Genomic DNA, 17,421 nt, shown 5'->3' on the forward strand with positions numbered 1-17,421 from the left:
AATACCGTTTATCTGCGTTATACCAGAGCGTTAGCCACTGTGTAACCATATCACTGCGGCCCGGGAACGACAATAAAGATGAGAATAATTATCAACCGCTATTGAGGGGAGAGATAAGGCGAGCAAAGGTGATCGATAAACGCCGATCTGTCGATAAAAACGCGCTTTCGCGAGAGATGAAAGCGCGTCCGGGGGGTATCAGTCAGGAGCGAAATCCTGCGGAGGTCATGAGCAGTCTGAATAACATTCCGACGCCCGCCAGCAGAAGCACGCTGGCGCACCATATCGCGACCATCCATACGACTCGCCGCGACCATTTTTTCACTTTAACCATCAGTGATATCCCTCTCCATGTCGCACTTTTCCACGGAAGACGTAGTAGCTCCAGAAGGTATAAGCCAGAATAATCGGGATGATTATCAGCGCCCCAACCAGCATAAAGCTTTGACTTTGCGGCGGCGCGGCGGCGGCATACAGCGAAATATCCGGTGGAATAATATTCGGCCAAATACTGATGCCTAACCCGCTGAACCCCAGAAAAATCAGCCCTAGCGTGAGAATAAATGGACGCGCATGGGATTCTGGTTTTTTCACGCTGCGCCATAGCCAGATGCTAAAAGCCAACACCAGCACAGGCACCGGCAGGAAGTAGTATAAATTGGGCAGCGTGAACCAGCGCTCGGCGATGTCGTCGTGGGTGAGCGGCGTCCACACGCTGACGCCTCCCATCACCAACAACAAGACGATCAACAACGGGCGCGACAGCGCGCACATCCGGCTATGCAGCGGATCTTCGCTTTTCATAATCAGCCAGGTAGCGCCCAGCAGCGCGTAGGTGACAACCAGACCGACACCGCAGAACAGATTAAACGGCGTCAGCCAGTCAAGCTGCGAACCGCTAAAGGTTCGCCCTTCCACCTGAAAACCGCTCACCACCGCGCCCACCACAACCCCCTGGGCAAAGGTCGCCAGGATTGACCCGACGATAAAGGATTTATCCCAGAACGCGCGATGCGACTCGGTGGCTTTAAAACGGAATTCAAAAGCGACGCCGCGAAAGATAAGACCAAGCAGCATAACCACCAGCGGGATAGTCAGCGCGTCGGTGATGACGGCATAAGCCAACGGGAACGCGCCAAAAAGCCCGGCCCCGCCCAGCACCAGCCAGGTTTCGTTCCCGTCCCATACCGGCGCGACCGAGTTCACCATAACATCGCGATCGTGTTTATCGCGAATAAACGGAAACAGGATACCGACGCCCAGATCGAACCCATCCATTACGATATACATCAGCGTGGCGAACACGATAATAGCAAACCAGATAACCGGAAGATCGATGGTCATTCGCGTTTCTCCTGCTCAAGCGATTCTCCCACGGCAGAGATAGGACGCGCGGGTCTGCCATCGGTTTCAGCGGTCGGTGTCTCCGCCGGCTGCGGCCCTTTCTGGATAAGACGAATCATATAAATATAGCCAACCCCAAAGACCAGGGAATAGACCACAAAGAAGGCCAGCAAACTGATGCTCATCTGCAAGGTGCTGTGCGCGGAAACCGCATCACGCGTTCGCAGCAGGCCATAGACCACCCACGGCTGACGTCCTACTTCAGTCGTCACCCATCCGGCAAGGATGGCGATAAGCCCGGACGGCCCCATCCACAGCGCAAAGTGCATAAAGGGCCGCGAATGATACAGTCGGCGTCGGTAGCGTAGCCACAGGCTGGCCAGCCCCAGGAAGATCATCAGTACGCCCATGCCCACCATCAGACGGAAAGACCAGAACACCACGGTAGAGTTGGGGCGATCCTCTTTGGGATAATCTTTTAGCGCAGGCACCTGTTTGTCCAGGCTATGCGTCAGGATCAGACTGCCCAACGCCGGGATCTCAAGCGCATAGCGGGTCCGTTCCGCCTCCATATCCGGCCAGCCTACCAGCGTAAGCGGCGTTGGCTCGCCGGGCGTATTTTCCCAGTGCCCCTCAATCGCGGCGATTTTGACCGGCTGATGCTTCAGGGTGTTAAGGCCGTGCATATCGCCAATCAATGCCTGAACGGGCGCCACCACGACCGCCATCCATAACGCCATCGAGAACATACGGCGGATAGCCGGCGTATCGTTACCTTTCAGTAAATGCCAGGCAGCGGACGCGCCGACAAACATCGCGCTACTTAAAAACGCCGCAACGGACATATGCAACAGGCGATACGGGAACGACGGGTTGAAAATCACCGCGAACCAGTCCACCGGGACCACCTGACCGTTGTGAATTTCAAATCCCTGCGGGGTATGCATCCAGCTATTAGACGCCAGAATCCAGAACGTCGACATTAACGTACCCAACGCCACCATACAGGTAGACAAGAAATGCAGGCCCGGCCCGACTTTGTTCCAGCCAAAAAGCATCACGCCTAAGAATCCCGCTTCCAGGAAGAATGCGGTGAGCACTTCATAGGTTAATAAAGGCCCGGTGATACTGCCGGCGAACTGGGAGAAACCGCTCCAGTTCGTTCCGAACTGGTAAGCCATGACCAGACCGGAGACCACGCCCATCCCGAAGTTGACGGCAAAAATTTTGAGCCAGAACTGATAGAGCGAGCGCCAGACAGGATTACGCGTTTTTAGCCATAAACCTTCCAGTACCACCAGGTAACTGGCTAAGCCAATCGTAATCGCGGGGAAAATAATATGAAAAGAGACGGTAAAGGCAAACTGGAGTCTCGCTAAAAAGAAGGCATCAAACTCCATGTTCCCTCCCGTTTATATATAGTCACTTCGTGTAAAATATTCACTGTTCGCAACCAGGTTGAAACGAAACGGTTATTTTCCCCAAACGTAAAAACGTCGGGGAATATCCAGATAAATTACGATTTTTTTTGCGGCTGGCTGTCAGGCTTATCGCCCGACTCTGGCGCTTCGGAGGGGTCGTCTTTTTCGACAGCGAAACGGTAGTATCTATTTAGCATAACATGTCTCCCTTAGTTACATTCACTTGGCAATATCTACCTGGCCGTTATAAAAATAACGGCAAAACAAAAAAACAGCGTCCTCAAGACTATTTGCAATTTCAGCAAAATACGCTTAGCTGAAAGTTAAGAATAGACGTAAAACGATAACCTTCAAGTCAACGCGGTTTACGGGACGGGGGATTAGCACAGGGAGAATGACCGCAACGCTCGCTGCGCGGCGGCCATTTTATATGGTCTATCAAAAAGATAACCGTTAAGGTCCATTCAAACCCGTTAGTTTGCCTTCCCCTCAATCAAGCCATTGATCGTAGAAAATACCGCCGGCGCGCTGGTCGCTTCCGCAAACTCGACATTGATATTTTGCCGACGCAGCATATCGAAGAATTTACGTTGCGCATCAAGAATAACCTGATCGCCTACGCGCATATTTTCTGCTTTAGTTTCAACCAGTAAATAAACACTGTCGGCGTCCTGACGCTCAATACGGTACACAAAATCCGGCGTAGTAGAGCCCCCCGTATATTTGGGGATCTGAATGGCCCGCTTAGGCAGTTTGCCAAACACAGAAACCTGTTGCGGATAATCGTATTTTAATAGCGGCAATTCTGGATCGACGCTGTCATAACGCAACGGCGGTATTTGATAGAGAGAACGGGGATCGTCTATCGCATTCTCATCCACATTTTTCCCCACAATTTCAGCGCTAATCTCCTCTCTGAACTGCCGTGCCGTGGAATCAAATACCGACGTTGAAGCCTGAAAATCGAGAGGCAGATAATCGTGGCGCTGCGCAAAATGCGCATTAATCCGCGTCTGTAATGCGCGGGTCATATTGTCCAACGAGATCTCGCTTAAATAGCGTGAATCTCCGTGCAAAACATCACGCAGCATCGCCATTAACACCGGGTGCAGGACGTTAACCGGCAGACTGGTGCGTAACGCCAGTTGCTTAAGAAAATGGCCATATTTCATGCCCACCATAAATTCGCTGGCGGCTAATTCGCCTTCCCGCTGCGCCACTTCAAAACGGCCATTATCTTCATTCGATACCAGCCGTTGTTGCACCTGGCTTGGCTTCTGGCGTATATACAGCGCCGGATCGCGCAGCACCTCGGCGGCAATCTGTTCCAGAGACGCGCCGCTACGCTCGAATTGCAGCATATAACGGCGGGAAAACTGCTCCCAGATACTGCTAAGTTGTTCCCAATTCTCTTTGCGTAACCTGACTCGCAGTCGGGAGGCGGGCTTATTGTCACGAATGCGATCCGCTCGCACCCGCGCCTGCGTCAGCTCAGGGTAGAACTCCAGTAGCCACGCAAAACCACTTTTGGTTTCCCCGTTAAGCGTGACGCTGGGTTTAAACTCATTACTCCGGTTGATCAGTTTTTTATCATCCAGATCTTCCAGCAAACGAAGCTCCGTAAACGCAGGATCGACTTTTTGCCGCTCGGTGACGATGAGTGTGATCATCGCCTCATCCAGTTTCTGCTCGTTAAGCTGAACTTTGCTGTCGCGATTAATCTCATCAACCAGCATACTGGCAAACGCTTTTTCATCATAACCAATCAGAAACGACAGTCGGGACGGCCACTCTTCCTGATGAACGCGATGGCCGTTTTCATCTACCGGTAGCCGCAGGCCGCGCCCCACTTCCTGAATTTTGCTCGACTCGCTACCGGAAGAACGTAATTTAGCAATGACAAAAACATTCGGGTTATCCCAGCCTTCGCGAAGCGTCCATTTTGAAAACAGAAAGCGGCGCGTTTCCCAGTTGCCGTGATGGTCTGAAAAACTGAGCAACTTCTCTTTATTTTTCAGAATATCATCTACCTCAGCCTGGATCGCCTCATCGCCGCTTCCGCGGTCTTCGCCAAAGTAACCAGCGTGGACGTTTTGGTTATCCGAGTGCAGGCTGGCGAGCGTGGCCTGCAGAAACGACAGATACTCCACTTCTCGCGGCAGGGTCTTGCGCTGATAATCGTCAATCAGTTGCGTCAGTTTCTTTTTCAGCAAACGCTCAAAAGTGACTTTCAACCAGCCTTCGTCATCACGATAGCTTTTAATACTGTCAATAAAGAAAAGGCTTAAGGTCTTAATACGCGGGGCATTATTTTCTGGTAGCTCGCGCCAAAGGTTCCTGGCACCAGCGCCATCCCTGCCTCCAGCTCCAGATCGTTCGACAACATTTTACTGCCGGCATATTCGATACTGCCTTCAAATCCTGCATCGACATCGGCGAGATTTTCGCCCACGCCAACCTCGGCAATTTTGCTCCCCCGTCGGAGGATTAATTTCTTTGCCGTGACGCTGTCAACGATATAACGATTGTTGGCCTGTTCTTCGGGGAGATTCGGGTAATAAATATCAATACCTTTCACCAAACCATCGTTAAAACTGTCCACCGCGTTGAGATCAAACTGCGGTTGCCGGCGATAGTAATCTTTACGTACACATTTATTTTTACCCTTACCTTCGACAATATCCGGGAAGGTAGCGCCAAAGCGGACGATCATTTGCGGCTGAATGGCCTGAATCGCTCGATAAAATTTGTTATCTCGCGCAAAACGATGCGGTTCATCAATAATGACCACCGGTCGCGTCATTTGCAGCCCTTTAACAGGCGACGTCAGCCCGCCCAGTAGCGTTTGATCGTAATCGTCTCGCGTCATACTGGCGGAATTGAGCATTTGCGCATTGATCAGCAAAACCTGAATCGTATGGCTATCACGACGGCTGGCATCAGTAAAACTTAATAACTGGGCCGGAAAATTTTTACGCCCCGACTTTACTTTAAAATCACCGGCGTTGATGGTGCAAAGTTCCATCCGCGTATTTTCGTAGAACTGTGAAAAATGCTGTCTGGCGTAATCGCTGGTGATAAAGTTCCGCGCGCCTTCTTTAATGGCTGGCGTCGGCACCACCAGCACAAATTTGAAGAGGCCATACTTCTGATGCAGTTCATACATCAACCGGGTATAGACATAGGTTTTGCCCGTCCCGGTCTCCATTTTAACGTCAATATTGGCCTTATCGTCGTAACGTTCCTTAATCAGCGGATTAGCATAGTGATTATGATCGGCCTGCGCGTGATCGATACCGGTGAAACTCGCCAGAATCGCCGCTAACGCCTGTTCCTGATGGGGAAGTTCTTCCAGTAAAATATTCATCATCATCCCCTCTTAATAACGCTTCACCAGGTTCACTTTTTAATCAAGCTGTTTTAAGCCGATTTCCAGTTCACGAATGGATTCAAGGTCGAAAGAGTAGCCGTAAATGACAATGGTCTGAACCGGAAGCTGGTGCGTACCAATGTGGTTGAGAAGATCGCGGGTCTGCTCTGTTCCCCATCGTTCATCAATCAGATACAGGCGCGTATTATCAACATACCTGGCGCAATAGCCGGAAAAATCAATGGTCTGTACGTCAATATCCATTTTATAACCATCGGCGACCAGCCATGTCGTTAATAAGGTCTCTTCGCCGCTTGCGCCGCCCGGCACGCCCAATCCTCTGGCGGAAAAAGGATTGATCATGTCGGTAAATCCTGACTCGGTGAAAGCGGCCAGTTGACCGCTGGTATTGATAAAATGGCCGGTAGCAATATCGAAGCTATCCAGATCGTCCAGCGTCTGCTGTGTCGGAGTGGCAAAACGATAATGTTTAAAACCGAGATCGCTATTGGTCGCGGGATTGTTGGCGCGGATCTTCGCCGCAACGCGTGTAATTCGCTCGCGGCTGATTTCATCAATAGTGTTATAACCTGCTTTTTTCGCGATAGTGTTATTGCTTAATGCCTGATCGATAGTACACAGAATAAACGTGCGCTGCCCCCCATCTTCTTCATTCAGCGCCATCACCGCATGGGCCGTGGTGCCGGAACCGGCAAAAAAGTCCAGAACGACGCCGTCTTTATCGATAGCGAGCTTGATGATTTTCTTCAATAATGCGGTCGGTTTCGGCGTATCAAAAACGTTGTCGCCGAAGAGATCCAGAATCTCCTTTTTCCCCTCTTTATTCGACGCTACGTTATCCCAGTAATTGGTCGTTGGCTGCCCTTTACTGTGGTGCGCGTACATGACTCTCTGGGGAATACCGCCGTTATCTTTGCCAAAATAGACCAGATTATCGGCCACCAGTTTTTGGTAACTGGCTTCAGGATAAGCCCATAGTCTTTCGTGTACCGTACCGTTCGGCGTGGTAATTTTATAGGTATAGCCGCCGCCGCTCAGCCCTTTTGACACCGTTAACGGCACCGGTCGCCATTTCCCTTCTGGAAACTGTTCGGTCGGTTCTTTATAGGATTTCTGAATATACTCTTTAGAAAGCGGTTCTAAACGTAAAGCGCCCTGACCGGTTTTGGCGTAAACAAGAATGTATTCCCCCTGGATGGAAACGTTATCAGAGTCGTTAGAAATCTCTTTTTTGCGCTTCCACATCACATTGGTGACAAATCCGCCTTCGCCAAAAATCTCATCCATCATTAATTTAAGATTGGCGTACTCATTATCGTCGATAGAGATAAAAATAAATCCGGTATCTTTCAGGAGCTTCCTGGCCAGGAAAAGACGCGGATACATGAAAGATAACCACGCGGAGTGCGTCGATTTACCCTGAATGGATTTTAAACGTGCCAGTTCAGTATCATTAAGACCAAACATATCCTGCAACGCCCGATCGCTATATTCAAAATGATCGGGATAGACAAACCCGTCCGATCCGGTGTTATAAGGGGGATCGATATAGATCATATCGACGGTAACGGATTTTTCACCCGCCTGTTTTTTTGCGTAATCTTTACCAATAAAATCAATCTGATAACCGCTAGTCAGCTCATCAATATTACGCGCTTTCAGCGCGCGCTCAAATCTGGCGAGATCAAATCCGCCTTTCGCGATCAGTTCGCCCTGCTCGTTATAGCGATCGGCGGTAAAAAATTCCGGTAATGCACGTTGTAACTCAGACAGAAAGGCGCTATTCGGGGCAACAGACTCGTTGTGTTTTTGTTTATCTTTCAACATGATATCTTCGCTCCGTTGACAATTTTAAGGTCCAACAATCAATTTCTTATAAAGAAAAAAGTAAGCGATGATTGTAATGGTCACGAAAGGCAGATGCCATCATTAACCTTTGTTGTTCGTTGAAAGGGCGTAAAAACCACAGGAGGAAGGAGCGCTCCCGGCGACAGTATGCGCCAGGAGCGTAGTGTTTACGTGCGATGACCGATGGCCGACTCCGGGAGGGCGTCGCTATCTGTACCGGAGATGACGACTCCCCGGGTCTCGCGACCAAATGCCACAAATACACAGATTAAAATAGCCACCGCGCCAGCCACGATCGCCATTGCCAACCCGTAATTTCCGCCATGCGTTTCCGCGATGCGGGCCTGTAACGTCGCATTAACCGACGCCAGTAAATTACCGAGTTGGTAAACAAACCCTGGCAGCACGGCGCGCGCATTCGCCGGAACCAGCTCGTTCAGCCAGGTCGGCACGACTCCCCAGGCGCCCTGCACCATAAACTGCATCAGGAACGCGCCCAGGCCAATCGTGAATGATCCGCTGGAAAATGCCCATAGCGGGAGTACCGGAAGCGCAAGAAAGGCGGCGATCATGATCGCTTTTTTACGCCCAATACGTTCCGATAGCGTACCGTAGAAAATACCGCCGAGCATGGCGGCAATGTTATAAAAAATCGCAATGATACTGATCAGATGCGGATCAAAACCATGCTGCATCTTCAGGAAGGTAGGATAGAGATCCTGCGTGCCGTGACTGAAAAAGTTAAAGAACGCCATGACCAGCACCAGATACAGACACAACTTCCACTGTTTGCGCAGAACAGGAAGCAGCGCGGTATTCCCTTTACGCGCTCTGGCCGCCAGCCAGACGGGGGATTCCGGCACTTTAAACCAGATATAAGGCAGTAAGACAACAGGCAGGGCGCCAATCAGGAACATACCGCGCCAGCCTACCATACTGTAGAAGAGGCCAAAAATAACCGAGGCGAACAGATAGCCGCAGGGATAGCCCGCCTGAAAAATGCCCGACATCAGGCCACGCGAACGATCGGGAATGGTTTCCATCGCCAGTGATGACGCGACGCCCCATATCCCGCCCATCGCCACGCCGTACATGACCCTAAAAATCAGAAATGCCATGAAGGTGGGCGACCAGGCGGAAAGCAGTTCAAACACCGTAAAGAACAGAATATTGAGCATCAGTATCGGTCGACGTCCGTACTTTTCCGCCATTCGGCCAAATAGCAGCGCGCCAATGGGACGTACCGCCAGGGTCAGCATAATCGCAATGGAAACGTCCGATACGGAAGCGTGAAACCATTCGGCGAGATCGCTAAGTACAAAGACAAGGATAAAGAAATCAAACGCATCCAGCATCCAACTGGTAAAGCTGGCAAACGCCACATGTCGTTGTGTCGTCGTCCAGTTCAGGGGGGTGTACATAGGTAGTGTCCTGCATCAAAAAATAACATCAAGCTTTGAAGCGGCGAAACGCTGGAGCGCTCCCGTCGTCAAAGCGACGTAACAAGGTAGCGTTGCGCTACTTATTTGTTATCTTTTTGTATATAGCAGGTAAAATGTTAGCAAAAATAGACAAATCATTACATATTATTAACAAAGCTTACTGGCACATGATTTGTCACATTTTTTATGGGGATTATCTCATGCAAAGGAAAGCGAAGCGTGGCTAGCGTATCGCGACCGGCCTGTCGCCAGACCGATCGCCATTGACGATTACCTCTCGCGCGGCGGGAAACCGGCCTTTTGCAGGGCGGCGGCAATCTGCTCCGCGGATAGCGACGTTTCAACGTCAACCAGACGCGTCGCCGGGTCGGTTCTCACCGTCGCATTGGCATCGAGAGTCAGAATCGTCTTTTTTACCGTACTGGCGCAGCCGCCGCAGGTCATGTCATCAATATGGAACTGCATGGTGAACTCCTTTTGTGTGGGAACTGTTGCCAGTCTGGGCCTTGCCAGTGTTGGAAGGTCAAGCGTAATCTCAGGACTTACAGACGCTTTGCCAGTCCGTGGCGACGAGGACGGCGCAATACCGCTCCGGTACGCGCCTCCGGCTCGCTATCGTCAGGTTGTCCAAGCGTATGCAGAATGGGACAATCTGGCAGCGCGTCGCCGGCGCAGCAGTGAATCAGCGCTTTGAGGGGTTGCGCCATGTGCTGCATGTTCTGGATACGTCTGTCCAGTTCATCAATGTGCGTCTGCGCCAGGCGTTTGACGTCAGCGCTTTGCCGCGACTGGTTATTCCAAAGATTCAGTAAGTCGCTGATTTCAGCAACTGAAAAACCGAGGTCGCGCGCGCGGCGTATAAAATGCAATTGATTAACATCAGCCTGGGTATAGGCCCGATAGCCGGAATCCGTCCGACTTGCCGCGGGAATCAGACCAATCTGTTCATAGTAGCGAATCATTTTGGCCGAAACTTTCGATGCTTTAGCTGCTTTACCGATGTTCATGACGCTCCTCCTCGGGTCGTGGATGTGTCGGATGGGGTTGCCATCGGCGCCCGGAAACGGCGCAGCCGCAAAGCGTTGCCCAGCACGAGCACGCTCGACATCGCCATCGCCCCTGCGGCGAATACCGGTGACAATAATATGCCCCAGACCGGAAATAGCGCGCCTGCCGCGACAGGAATCAGCGCCGTATTGTAAGCAAAGGCCCAGAACAGATTCTGGTGGATATTGCGGATGGTCGCTTTAGACAGCGCGATAGCATTCGGCACGCCTTGCAGGTTGCCGGACATTAGTACGACGTCGGCGGATTCCACCGCCACATCGGTGCCGGTGCCAATCGCCAGCCCCACGTCGGACTCCGCCAGCGCTGGCGCATCGTTGATGCCATCGCCGACAAACGCCACCTGCCCATACGCCGCTTTCAGGCGCCGTATCGCCTCGACTTTCCCTTCTGGCAATACCTCGGCAACCACATCATCAATTCCTAACTGTCTGGCGATAGCCTGTGCCGTGCGGGCATTATCGCCAGTGATCATGGCGACCTTAATGCCGAGCTGATGTAAAGCGTTAATTGCGGCGGGCGTACTGGGTTTGATCGGATCGGCCACGGCGATAATCGCCGCCAGTTGACCGTCAATAGCCGCATAGAGCGGCGATTTCCCTTCCTGCCCTAACCGTTCGGCGGTGGTGGCGAAGCCGCTAATATCCACGCCAATTTCGCGCATATAGCGATCAGCCCCCACGTCAACACGCGTACCGTCAACGGTAGCGTATACGCCCATCCCGGTCACCGATTCGAAGCCGTTCATGCCTGGTAGCGCGATCCCTTCCTCTTCTGCCGACACGACAATCGCACGGGCAATCGGATGCTCTGAACGCGATTCTACCGCCGCGACTTTCGCCAGCACCTCACGGCGTTCAAAGCCGCTGGCCACGTCGAGATCGGTCAGTACCGGGCGGCCTTCGGTAAGCGTCCCGGTTTTGTCTACGGCCACCACCTTAGCGTCTTTGAGTAGCTGTAACGCCTCCCCCTTACGGAACAGCACGCCCATTTCCGCCCCACGACCGGTTCCCACCATAATAGAGGTCGGCGTCGCCAGGCCCATCGCGCAAGGACAGGCGATAATCAGAACCGCAACGCCATTGATCAGAGCGAAAGTCAGCGCAGGCGACGGCCCAAACGCCAGCCATACCACAAAGGTCAGCGCAGCAATAAGCATTACCATCGGGACAAACCACAGCGTCACTTTATCCACGACGGCCTGAATCGGCAGTTTTGAACCCTGCGCCTGTTCCACCAGACGAATGATTTGCGCCAGCATGGTCTGTCCGCCGACGGCGGTCGCCCGCAGCGTGAGCGCGCCTTTTTGGTTTACGGTACCGCCCACCACCGCGCTTCCTGCGGATTTCTCAACCGGTATCGGTTCGCCGGTAATCATCGACTCGTCAACGAAGCTGCGGCCTTCGGTCACTTCGCCGTCAACCGGTATCCGCTCGCCTGGCCGAACCTCCACACAGTCGCCCAGCACAACCTCGTCGACAGGGATATCCTCGATGCGGCCCTCGCGTAACACATGCGCGACCCGCGCCTGTAGCCCCACCAGACGTTTAATCGCTTCGGAAGTCCGCCCCTTCGCCCTTGCCTCCAGAAAGCGCCCCAGCAGAATAAGCGCGACAATCACTGCGGCGGCCTCGTAATAGACGTTTACCGTCCCTTCAGGCAACAGGTCGGGCGTAAAGGTCGCCACCAGCGAGTAGCCGAATGCCGCTGCGGTTCCCACAGCGACCAGCGAGTTCATGTCCGGCGCCAGACGCGCCAGCGCCGGGAACCCTTTAAGGTAAAAACGGCGACCGGGGATCGTCAGCACCAACAGGGTCAGTGCAAATTGCCAGTACCAGCTTTGTTGCAGGCCAATCGTTTTTATCACCCACTCGTGCATACCAGGAATAAGGTGCGAGCCCATTTCAAGCACAAAAACGGGGAGCGCCAGCACGCTGGCGAGAATCAGATCGCGCTTCAGCCTGACGCGCTCGGCCTCTTTTTTCTCTTCAGAGTCGTCTTCGCCCTGCCCCGCCGTCTCTATCGGTCGCGCCTCATACCCCGTTTTTTCAATCGCCGCGATCACCGCCTCCGCCGACGCCGTCCCGCGGACGGTGGCGCGCTCCGTCGCCAGATTCACCGTAGCGTCCGTTACGCCAGGCACAGCCTTAATACCTTTTTCAACGCGAGCGACGCACGACGCGCAGGTCATACCTTCAATAAGCAAGCTTATCGTGTCGTGACGATTTTCTGACTGACTCATGACGACTTCCCCATCCTGACTATTCGGTATCAGAAAGCCTAAAGCTTGCCATTGTGGGAAGGTCAAGCGTATTCAGGCTGCACGGTTCGGCGAGAATGTGATATGGCTCATAAAAGAGGATGATGCGAGACATTTACGCCACGATGCCGACCTACGTCCCGTAAAAACCCGCCAGGAACGCTTGACCTTTCCTTCGTTGTAACGCCTAGCCTTTGCCAAAAATTCTGCGGCAGCGTTGCGGAATGGCCGACACGCTGCGGTAAAGAGGGAAACGACATGCGTAGAACATTCAAAATTATGTTGATAGCCGGCGTCATCGCCGCCATCGGGGGCGTGATTTACATGGCCGGCGAAGCACTATGGGATAAAGACAACGCCGTCGGCCCCCCGGCCAGCGCGCCGCCTCCACCGTCGGTACCGGTTGCTAAAGCCCTTAGCCGTACACTCGCGCCTACGGCGGAATTCACCGGTTTTCTGGCCGCGCCGGAGACCGTGGAGCTGCGTTCGCGCGTGGGAGGAACCCTTGACGCCGTCAGCGTTCTGGAAGGACGTCTGGTAAGCCGCGGACAACTGCTGTTCCAGATCGATCCGCGCCCGTTCGAGGTCGCCCTCGACACCGCCGTCGCGCAATTACGTCAGGCTGAAGTACTGGCCCGCCAGGCGCAGGCGGATTTCGATCGCATTCAACGACTGGTCGCCAGCGGCGCCGTATCACGTAAAAACGCTGACGATGTCACCGCCACGCGTAATGCGCGACAGGCGCAGATGCAATCGGCCAAAGCCGCCGTCGCCGCAGCGCGCCTTGAACTCTCCTGGACCCGTATTACCGCGCCCATTGCCGGACGCGTTGACCGCATACTGGTGACCCGGGGCAATCTGGTCAGCGGCGGCGTAGCGGGTAACGCCACGCTTTTGACGACTATCGTGTCTCACAATCCCATGTATGTGTATTTCGATATTGACGAAGCCACCTGGCTGAAGGCGTTACGGCATACCCGCTCCGACAAAAATTCACCGGTAGTCAACATGGGGTTAACCACCGATAACGGGCTGCCTTATCAGGGCGTACTCGACTTTATGGGCAATCAGATGAACCGCAGCACCGGCACTATCCGGGCGCGCACCGTGATTCCTGACCCCAACGGAATGCTTTCTCCCGGCCTGTTTGCCCGAATCAGTTTGCCCATCGGCGAGCCGCGGGAAACCGTGCTGATTGACGATATGGCGGTGAGCGCCGATCAGGGCAAAAATTATGTGCTGATCGTCGGCAAGGAGAATCAGGTGGAGTATCGTCCGGTTGAGCTGGGACAAATGGTCGATGGACTCCGCGTCGTTACACAGGGAGTACAGCCGGGAGAAAAAATCATCCTCAAGGGGCTGGTGCGTCCTGGCATGACCGTTGCGCCGCGTCTGGTGCCGATGCGACAGAATGTGACCGACAAACAGACCGCGACATTGACTAAAGCGGACGGCGACAGTGCGCCGAAGGCGGTGCGCCAATGAAATTCACCCACTTTTTCATTGCACGACCCATCTTCGCCATCGTCCTGTCGCTGTTAATGCTGCTGGCTGGCGCTATCGCCTTTTTAAAACTGCCGCTGAGTGAATATCCGGCCGTTACGCCGCCCACGGTACAGGTTAGCGCCAGCTACCCCGGCGCTAACCCGCAAGTGATTGCCGATACGGTAGCCGCGCCGCTGGAACAGGTGATCAACGGCGTTGACGGCATGTTGTATATGAATACCCAGATGGCCATTGATGGTCGCATGGTTATCTCTATCGCCTTCGAACAGGGAACCGATCCTGATATGGCGCAAATTCAGGTGCAAAACCGGGTATCCCGCGCGCTGCCTCGCCTGCCCGAAGAAGTCCAGCGAATTGGCGTTGTAACGGAGAAAACGTCCCCCGATATGTTGATGGTGGTCCATCTTGTCTCGCCGCAAAAACGCTATGACTCGCTTTACCTGTCTAACTTCGCCATCCGGCAGGTTCGCGACGAGCTGGCCCGTTTACCCGGCGTCGGCGATGTTCTCGTCTGGGGCGCGGGCGAGTACGCCATGCGCGTCTGGCTGGACCCGGCGAAAATCGCCAACCGCGGTCTTACCGCCAGTGATATCGTTACGGCGTTGCGGGAACAAAACGTACAGGTCGCCGCCGGTTCCGTCGGGCAACAGCCGGAGGCCTCCGCAGCTTTTCAGATGACGGTAAACACGCTGGGCCGCCTGACCAGCGAAGAACAGTTCGGCGAGATTGTGGTAAAAATCGGCGCTGACGGCGAGGTGACGCGTCTGCGTGATGTCGCCCGCGTCACGCTGGGCGCAGATGCCTATACGCTGCGCAGTTTACTGAATGGCGAAGCGGCGCCAGCGTTACAGATTATTCAAAGTCCGGGCGCCAATGCGATTGACGTTTCTAACGCGATTCGCGGCAAAATGGATGAGTTACAGCAAAACTTCCCGCAGGATATCGAATACCGGATTGCCTATGATCCTACGGTCTTCGTGCGCGCATCGCTACAATCGGTGGCGATTACGTTGCTGGAAGCCCTCGTGCTGGTCGTCCTTGTCGTGGTGCTGTTCCTGCAAACCTGGCGGGCGTCCATTATTCCTCTGGTGGCGGTTCCCGTTTCGCTGGTCGGCACCTTTGCCTTGATGCACCTGTTTGGCTTTTCGCTGAATACGCTTTCGCTGTTTGGTTTGGTCCTGTCGATAGGTATCGTTGTCGATGACGCCATCGTTGTGGTCGAAAACGTGGAACGGCATATCTCGCAGGGCAAAAGCCCCGGAGAGGCGGCAAAGAAGGCGATGGATGAAGTCACTGGTCCCATTCTTTCTATTACCTCGGTGCTAACGGCGGTCTTTATCCCTTCCGCATTCCTGGCGGGCCTGCAGGGTGAGTTTTATCGTCAGTTCGCGTTGACCATCGCTATTTCGACCATCCTTTCGGCCATTAACTCTCTGACGCTCTCCCCTGCGCTGGCTGCCATTTTGCTAAGACCGCACCACGATACTGCGAAGGCTGACTGGCTAACGCGGTTGATGGGCACGGTCACTGGCGGTTTTTTCCATCGCTTTAACCGTTTCTTCGACAGCGCGTCGAACCGCTATGTTAGCGCCGTCCGTCGGGCCGTGCGCGGCAGCGTCATTGTGATGGTGCTCTATGCTGGCTTTGTGGGGCTGACCTGGCTTGGCTTCCATCAGGTGCCGAACGGGTTTGTGCCTGCGCAGGATAAATACTATCTCGTCGGCATCGCCCAGCTCCCAAGCGGCGCATCGTTGGATCGCACAGAGGCGGTCGTGAAACAGATGTCCGCTATCGCGCTGGCGGAACCCGGCGTTGAAAGCGTCGTCGTCTTCCCCGGTCTGTCGGTTAACGGCCCGGTAAATGTGCCAAATTCGGCGCTGATGTTCGCCATGCTGAAACCCTTTGACGAGCGTGAAGATCCTTCGCTTTCCGCTAACGCTATCGCCGGAAAGCTAATGCACAAATTTAGCCACATTCCCGACGGATTTATTGGCATCTTCCCGCCACCGCCGGTTCCAGGGCTTGGCGCGACGGGCGGCTTTAAATTGCAGATTGAAGATCGTGCGGAACTGGGATTTGAAGCGATGACAAAGGTGCAAAGCGAGATTATGTCTAAGGCGATGCAGACGCCCGAACTGGCCAATATGCTGGCCAGTTTCCAGACAAACGCCCCGCAATTACAGGTGGATATCGACCGGGTAAAGGCGAAATCAATGGGGGTATCGCTCACCGACATCTTTGAAACGTTGCAAATTAACCTCGGTTCGCTTTACGTCAACGATTTCAACCGATTTGGCCGTACCTGGCGGGTGATGGCGCAGGCCGATGCGCCATTCCGTATGCAACAAGAGGATATCGGCCTGCTTAAAGTCCGCAATGCGAAGGGCGAGATGATCCCGCTTAGCGCTTTCGTCACGATTATGCGCCAGTCGGGGCCGGACAGAATCATCCATTACAACGGCTTCCCCTCGGTAGATATTAGCGGTGGACCGGCTCCGGGCTTCTCCTCCGGACAGGCGACGGACGCGATTGAAAAGATCGTGCGTGAAACGTTACCGGAAGGGATGGTCTTCGAATGGACCGATCTGGTTTATCAGGAAAAACAGGCCGGCAATTCTGCGCTTGCTATCTTTGCGCTGGCGGTGCTGTTGGCCTTCCTGATCCTGGCGGCGCAGTACAACAGTTGGTCGCTGCCCTTCGCCGTCCTGCTTATTGCGCCTATGTCATTACTCTCAGCCATTGTCGGCGTGTGGGTATCTGGCGGAGATAACAATATCTTTACGCAGATTGGTTTCGTGGTGCTGGTCGGCCTGGCGGCCAAGAACGCCATTTTGATTGTCGAGTTTGCCCGCGCCAAAGAACACGACGGCGCAGACCCGCTGACCGCCGTACTGGAAGCGTCCCGCCTGCGTCTGCGTCCTATCCTGATGACCTCATTCGCCTTTATCGCAGGCGTAGTACCGCTGGTACTCGCGACGGGTGCCGGCGCGGAAATGCGACATGCGATGGGCATCGCCGTGTTTGCCGGCATGTTGGGCGTCACGCTCTTCGGCCTGTTATTGACGCCTGTGTTTTACGTGGTGGTTCGCAGGATGGCATTAAAGCGTGAGAACCGCGTTGATTCACATGATCAGCAAGCATAAT

Annotated in this window: 11 protein-coding genes and 2 pseudogenes; 2 read left to right on the forward strand and 11 right to left on the reverse strand. The window is 53.8% G+C overall.

Going from position 1 to position 17,421, the window contains the following annotated elements:
- Positions 1–91: 91 nt before the first annotated feature.
- From ACQ29O_RS16890 to golT, 11 genes and pseudogenes are all read right to left on the reverse strand, one after another.
- A pseudogene (locus ACQ29O_RS16890) lies at positions 92–284 on the reverse strand (hypothetical protein).
- Positions 203–388, reverse strand: a complete 186-nt coding sequence (locus ACQ29O_RS16895) for a DUF2474 domain-containing protein (protein ID WP_305954967.1) — start codon at positions 386–388, stop codon at positions 203–205. The pseudogene ACQ29O_RS16890 and the gene ACQ29O_RS16895 overlap by 82 nt, the downstream one beginning before the upstream one ends.
- Positions 334–1,344, reverse strand: a complete 1,011-nt coding sequence (gene cydB, locus ACQ29O_RS16900; RefSeq protein ID WP_000151045.1) for a cytochrome d ubiquinol oxidase subunit II — start codon at positions 1,342–1,344, stop codon at positions 334–336. The genes ACQ29O_RS16895 and cydB overlap by 55 nt, the downstream gene beginning before the upstream one ends.
- Entirely contained in the window at positions 1,341–2,744 is a 1,404-nt protein-coding gene (locus ACQ29O_RS16905) for a cytochrome ubiquinol oxidase subunit I (RefSeq protein WP_000393711.1), read from the reverse strand. Before ACQ29O_RS16905 ends, cydB begins: the two co-directional genes overlap by 4 nt.
- Positions 2,745–2,860: 116 nt before the next feature.
- Complete coding sequence (gene ssaA / locus ACQ29O_RS16910; protein WP_000934834.1) at positions 2,861–2,962, reverse strand: small effector SsaA; 102 nt, start codon at positions 2,960–2,962, stop codon at positions 2,861–2,863.
- Between the two features lie 276 nt (positions 2,963–3,238).
- Positions 3,239–6,135 (reverse strand): annotated as a pseudogene (locus ACQ29O_RS16915) (type III restriction-modification system endonuclease).
- A 36-nt stretch (positions 6,136–6,171) separates the two neighbouring features.
- Complete coding sequence (locus ACQ29O_RS16920; RefSeq protein ID WP_001747074.1) at positions 6,172–7,983, reverse strand: site-specific DNA-methyltransferase; 1,812 nt, start codon at positions 7,981–7,983, stop codon at positions 6,172–6,174.
- A gap of 188 nt (positions 7,984–8,171) precedes the next feature.
- The gene (locus ACQ29O_RS16925) at positions 8,172–9,425 is read right to left on the reverse strand and encodes an MFS transporter (RefSeq protein ID WP_000288507.1); all 1,254 of its coding nucleotides are present in this window, start codon (positions 9,423–9,425) and stop codon (positions 8,172–8,174) included.
- Between the two features lie 291 nt (positions 9,426–9,716).
- On the reverse strand, positions 9,717–9,911 hold the full coding sequence (gene golB, locus ACQ29O_RS16930) for a gold resistance metallochaperone GolB (RefSeq protein ID WP_001159470.1): 195 nt from the start codon (positions 9,909–9,911) through the stop codon (positions 9,717–9,719).
- Between the two features lie 77 nt (positions 9,912–9,988).
- Complete coding sequence (gene golS, locus ACQ29O_RS16935; RefSeq protein ID WP_001020581.1) at positions 9,989–10,453, reverse strand: Au(I) sensor transcriptional regulator GolS; 465 nt, start codon at positions 10,451–10,453, stop codon at positions 9,989–9,991.
- On the reverse strand, positions 10,450–12,753 hold the full coding sequence (golT, locus tag ACQ29O_RS16940) for a gold/copper-translocating P-type ATPase GolT (RefSeq protein ID WP_045161133.1): 2,304 nt from the start codon (positions 12,751–12,753) through the stop codon (positions 10,450–10,452). The genes golS and golT overlap by 4 nt, the downstream gene beginning before the upstream one ends.
- 276 nt (positions 12,754–13,029) lie before the next feature.
- Between golT and mdsA the strand changes: the two genes are divergently transcribed.
- Positions 13,030–14,256, forward strand: coding sequence for a multidrug efflux RND transporter periplasmic adaptor subunit MdsA (gene mdsA, locus ACQ29O_RS16945; RefSeq protein WP_020937111.1), 1,227 nt, complete (start codon positions 13,030–13,032; stop codon positions 14,254–14,256).
- Complete coding sequence (gene mdsB, locus ACQ29O_RS16950) at positions 14,253–17,420, forward strand: multidrug efflux RND transporter permease subunit MdsB (RefSeq protein WP_000673153.1); 3,168 nt, start codon at positions 14,253–14,255, stop codon at positions 17,418–17,420. Before mdsA ends, mdsB begins: the two co-directional genes overlap by 4 nt.
- The last annotated feature ends 1 nt before the right edge of the window (position 17,421 follow it).

It is taken from the genome of Salmonella sp. GDC200615 (genome assembly GCF_050574145.1).
GTDB classification, from domain to species: domain Bacteria; phylum Pseudomonadota; class Gammaproteobacteria; order Enterobacterales; family Enterobacteriaceae; genus Salmonella; species Salmonella enterica.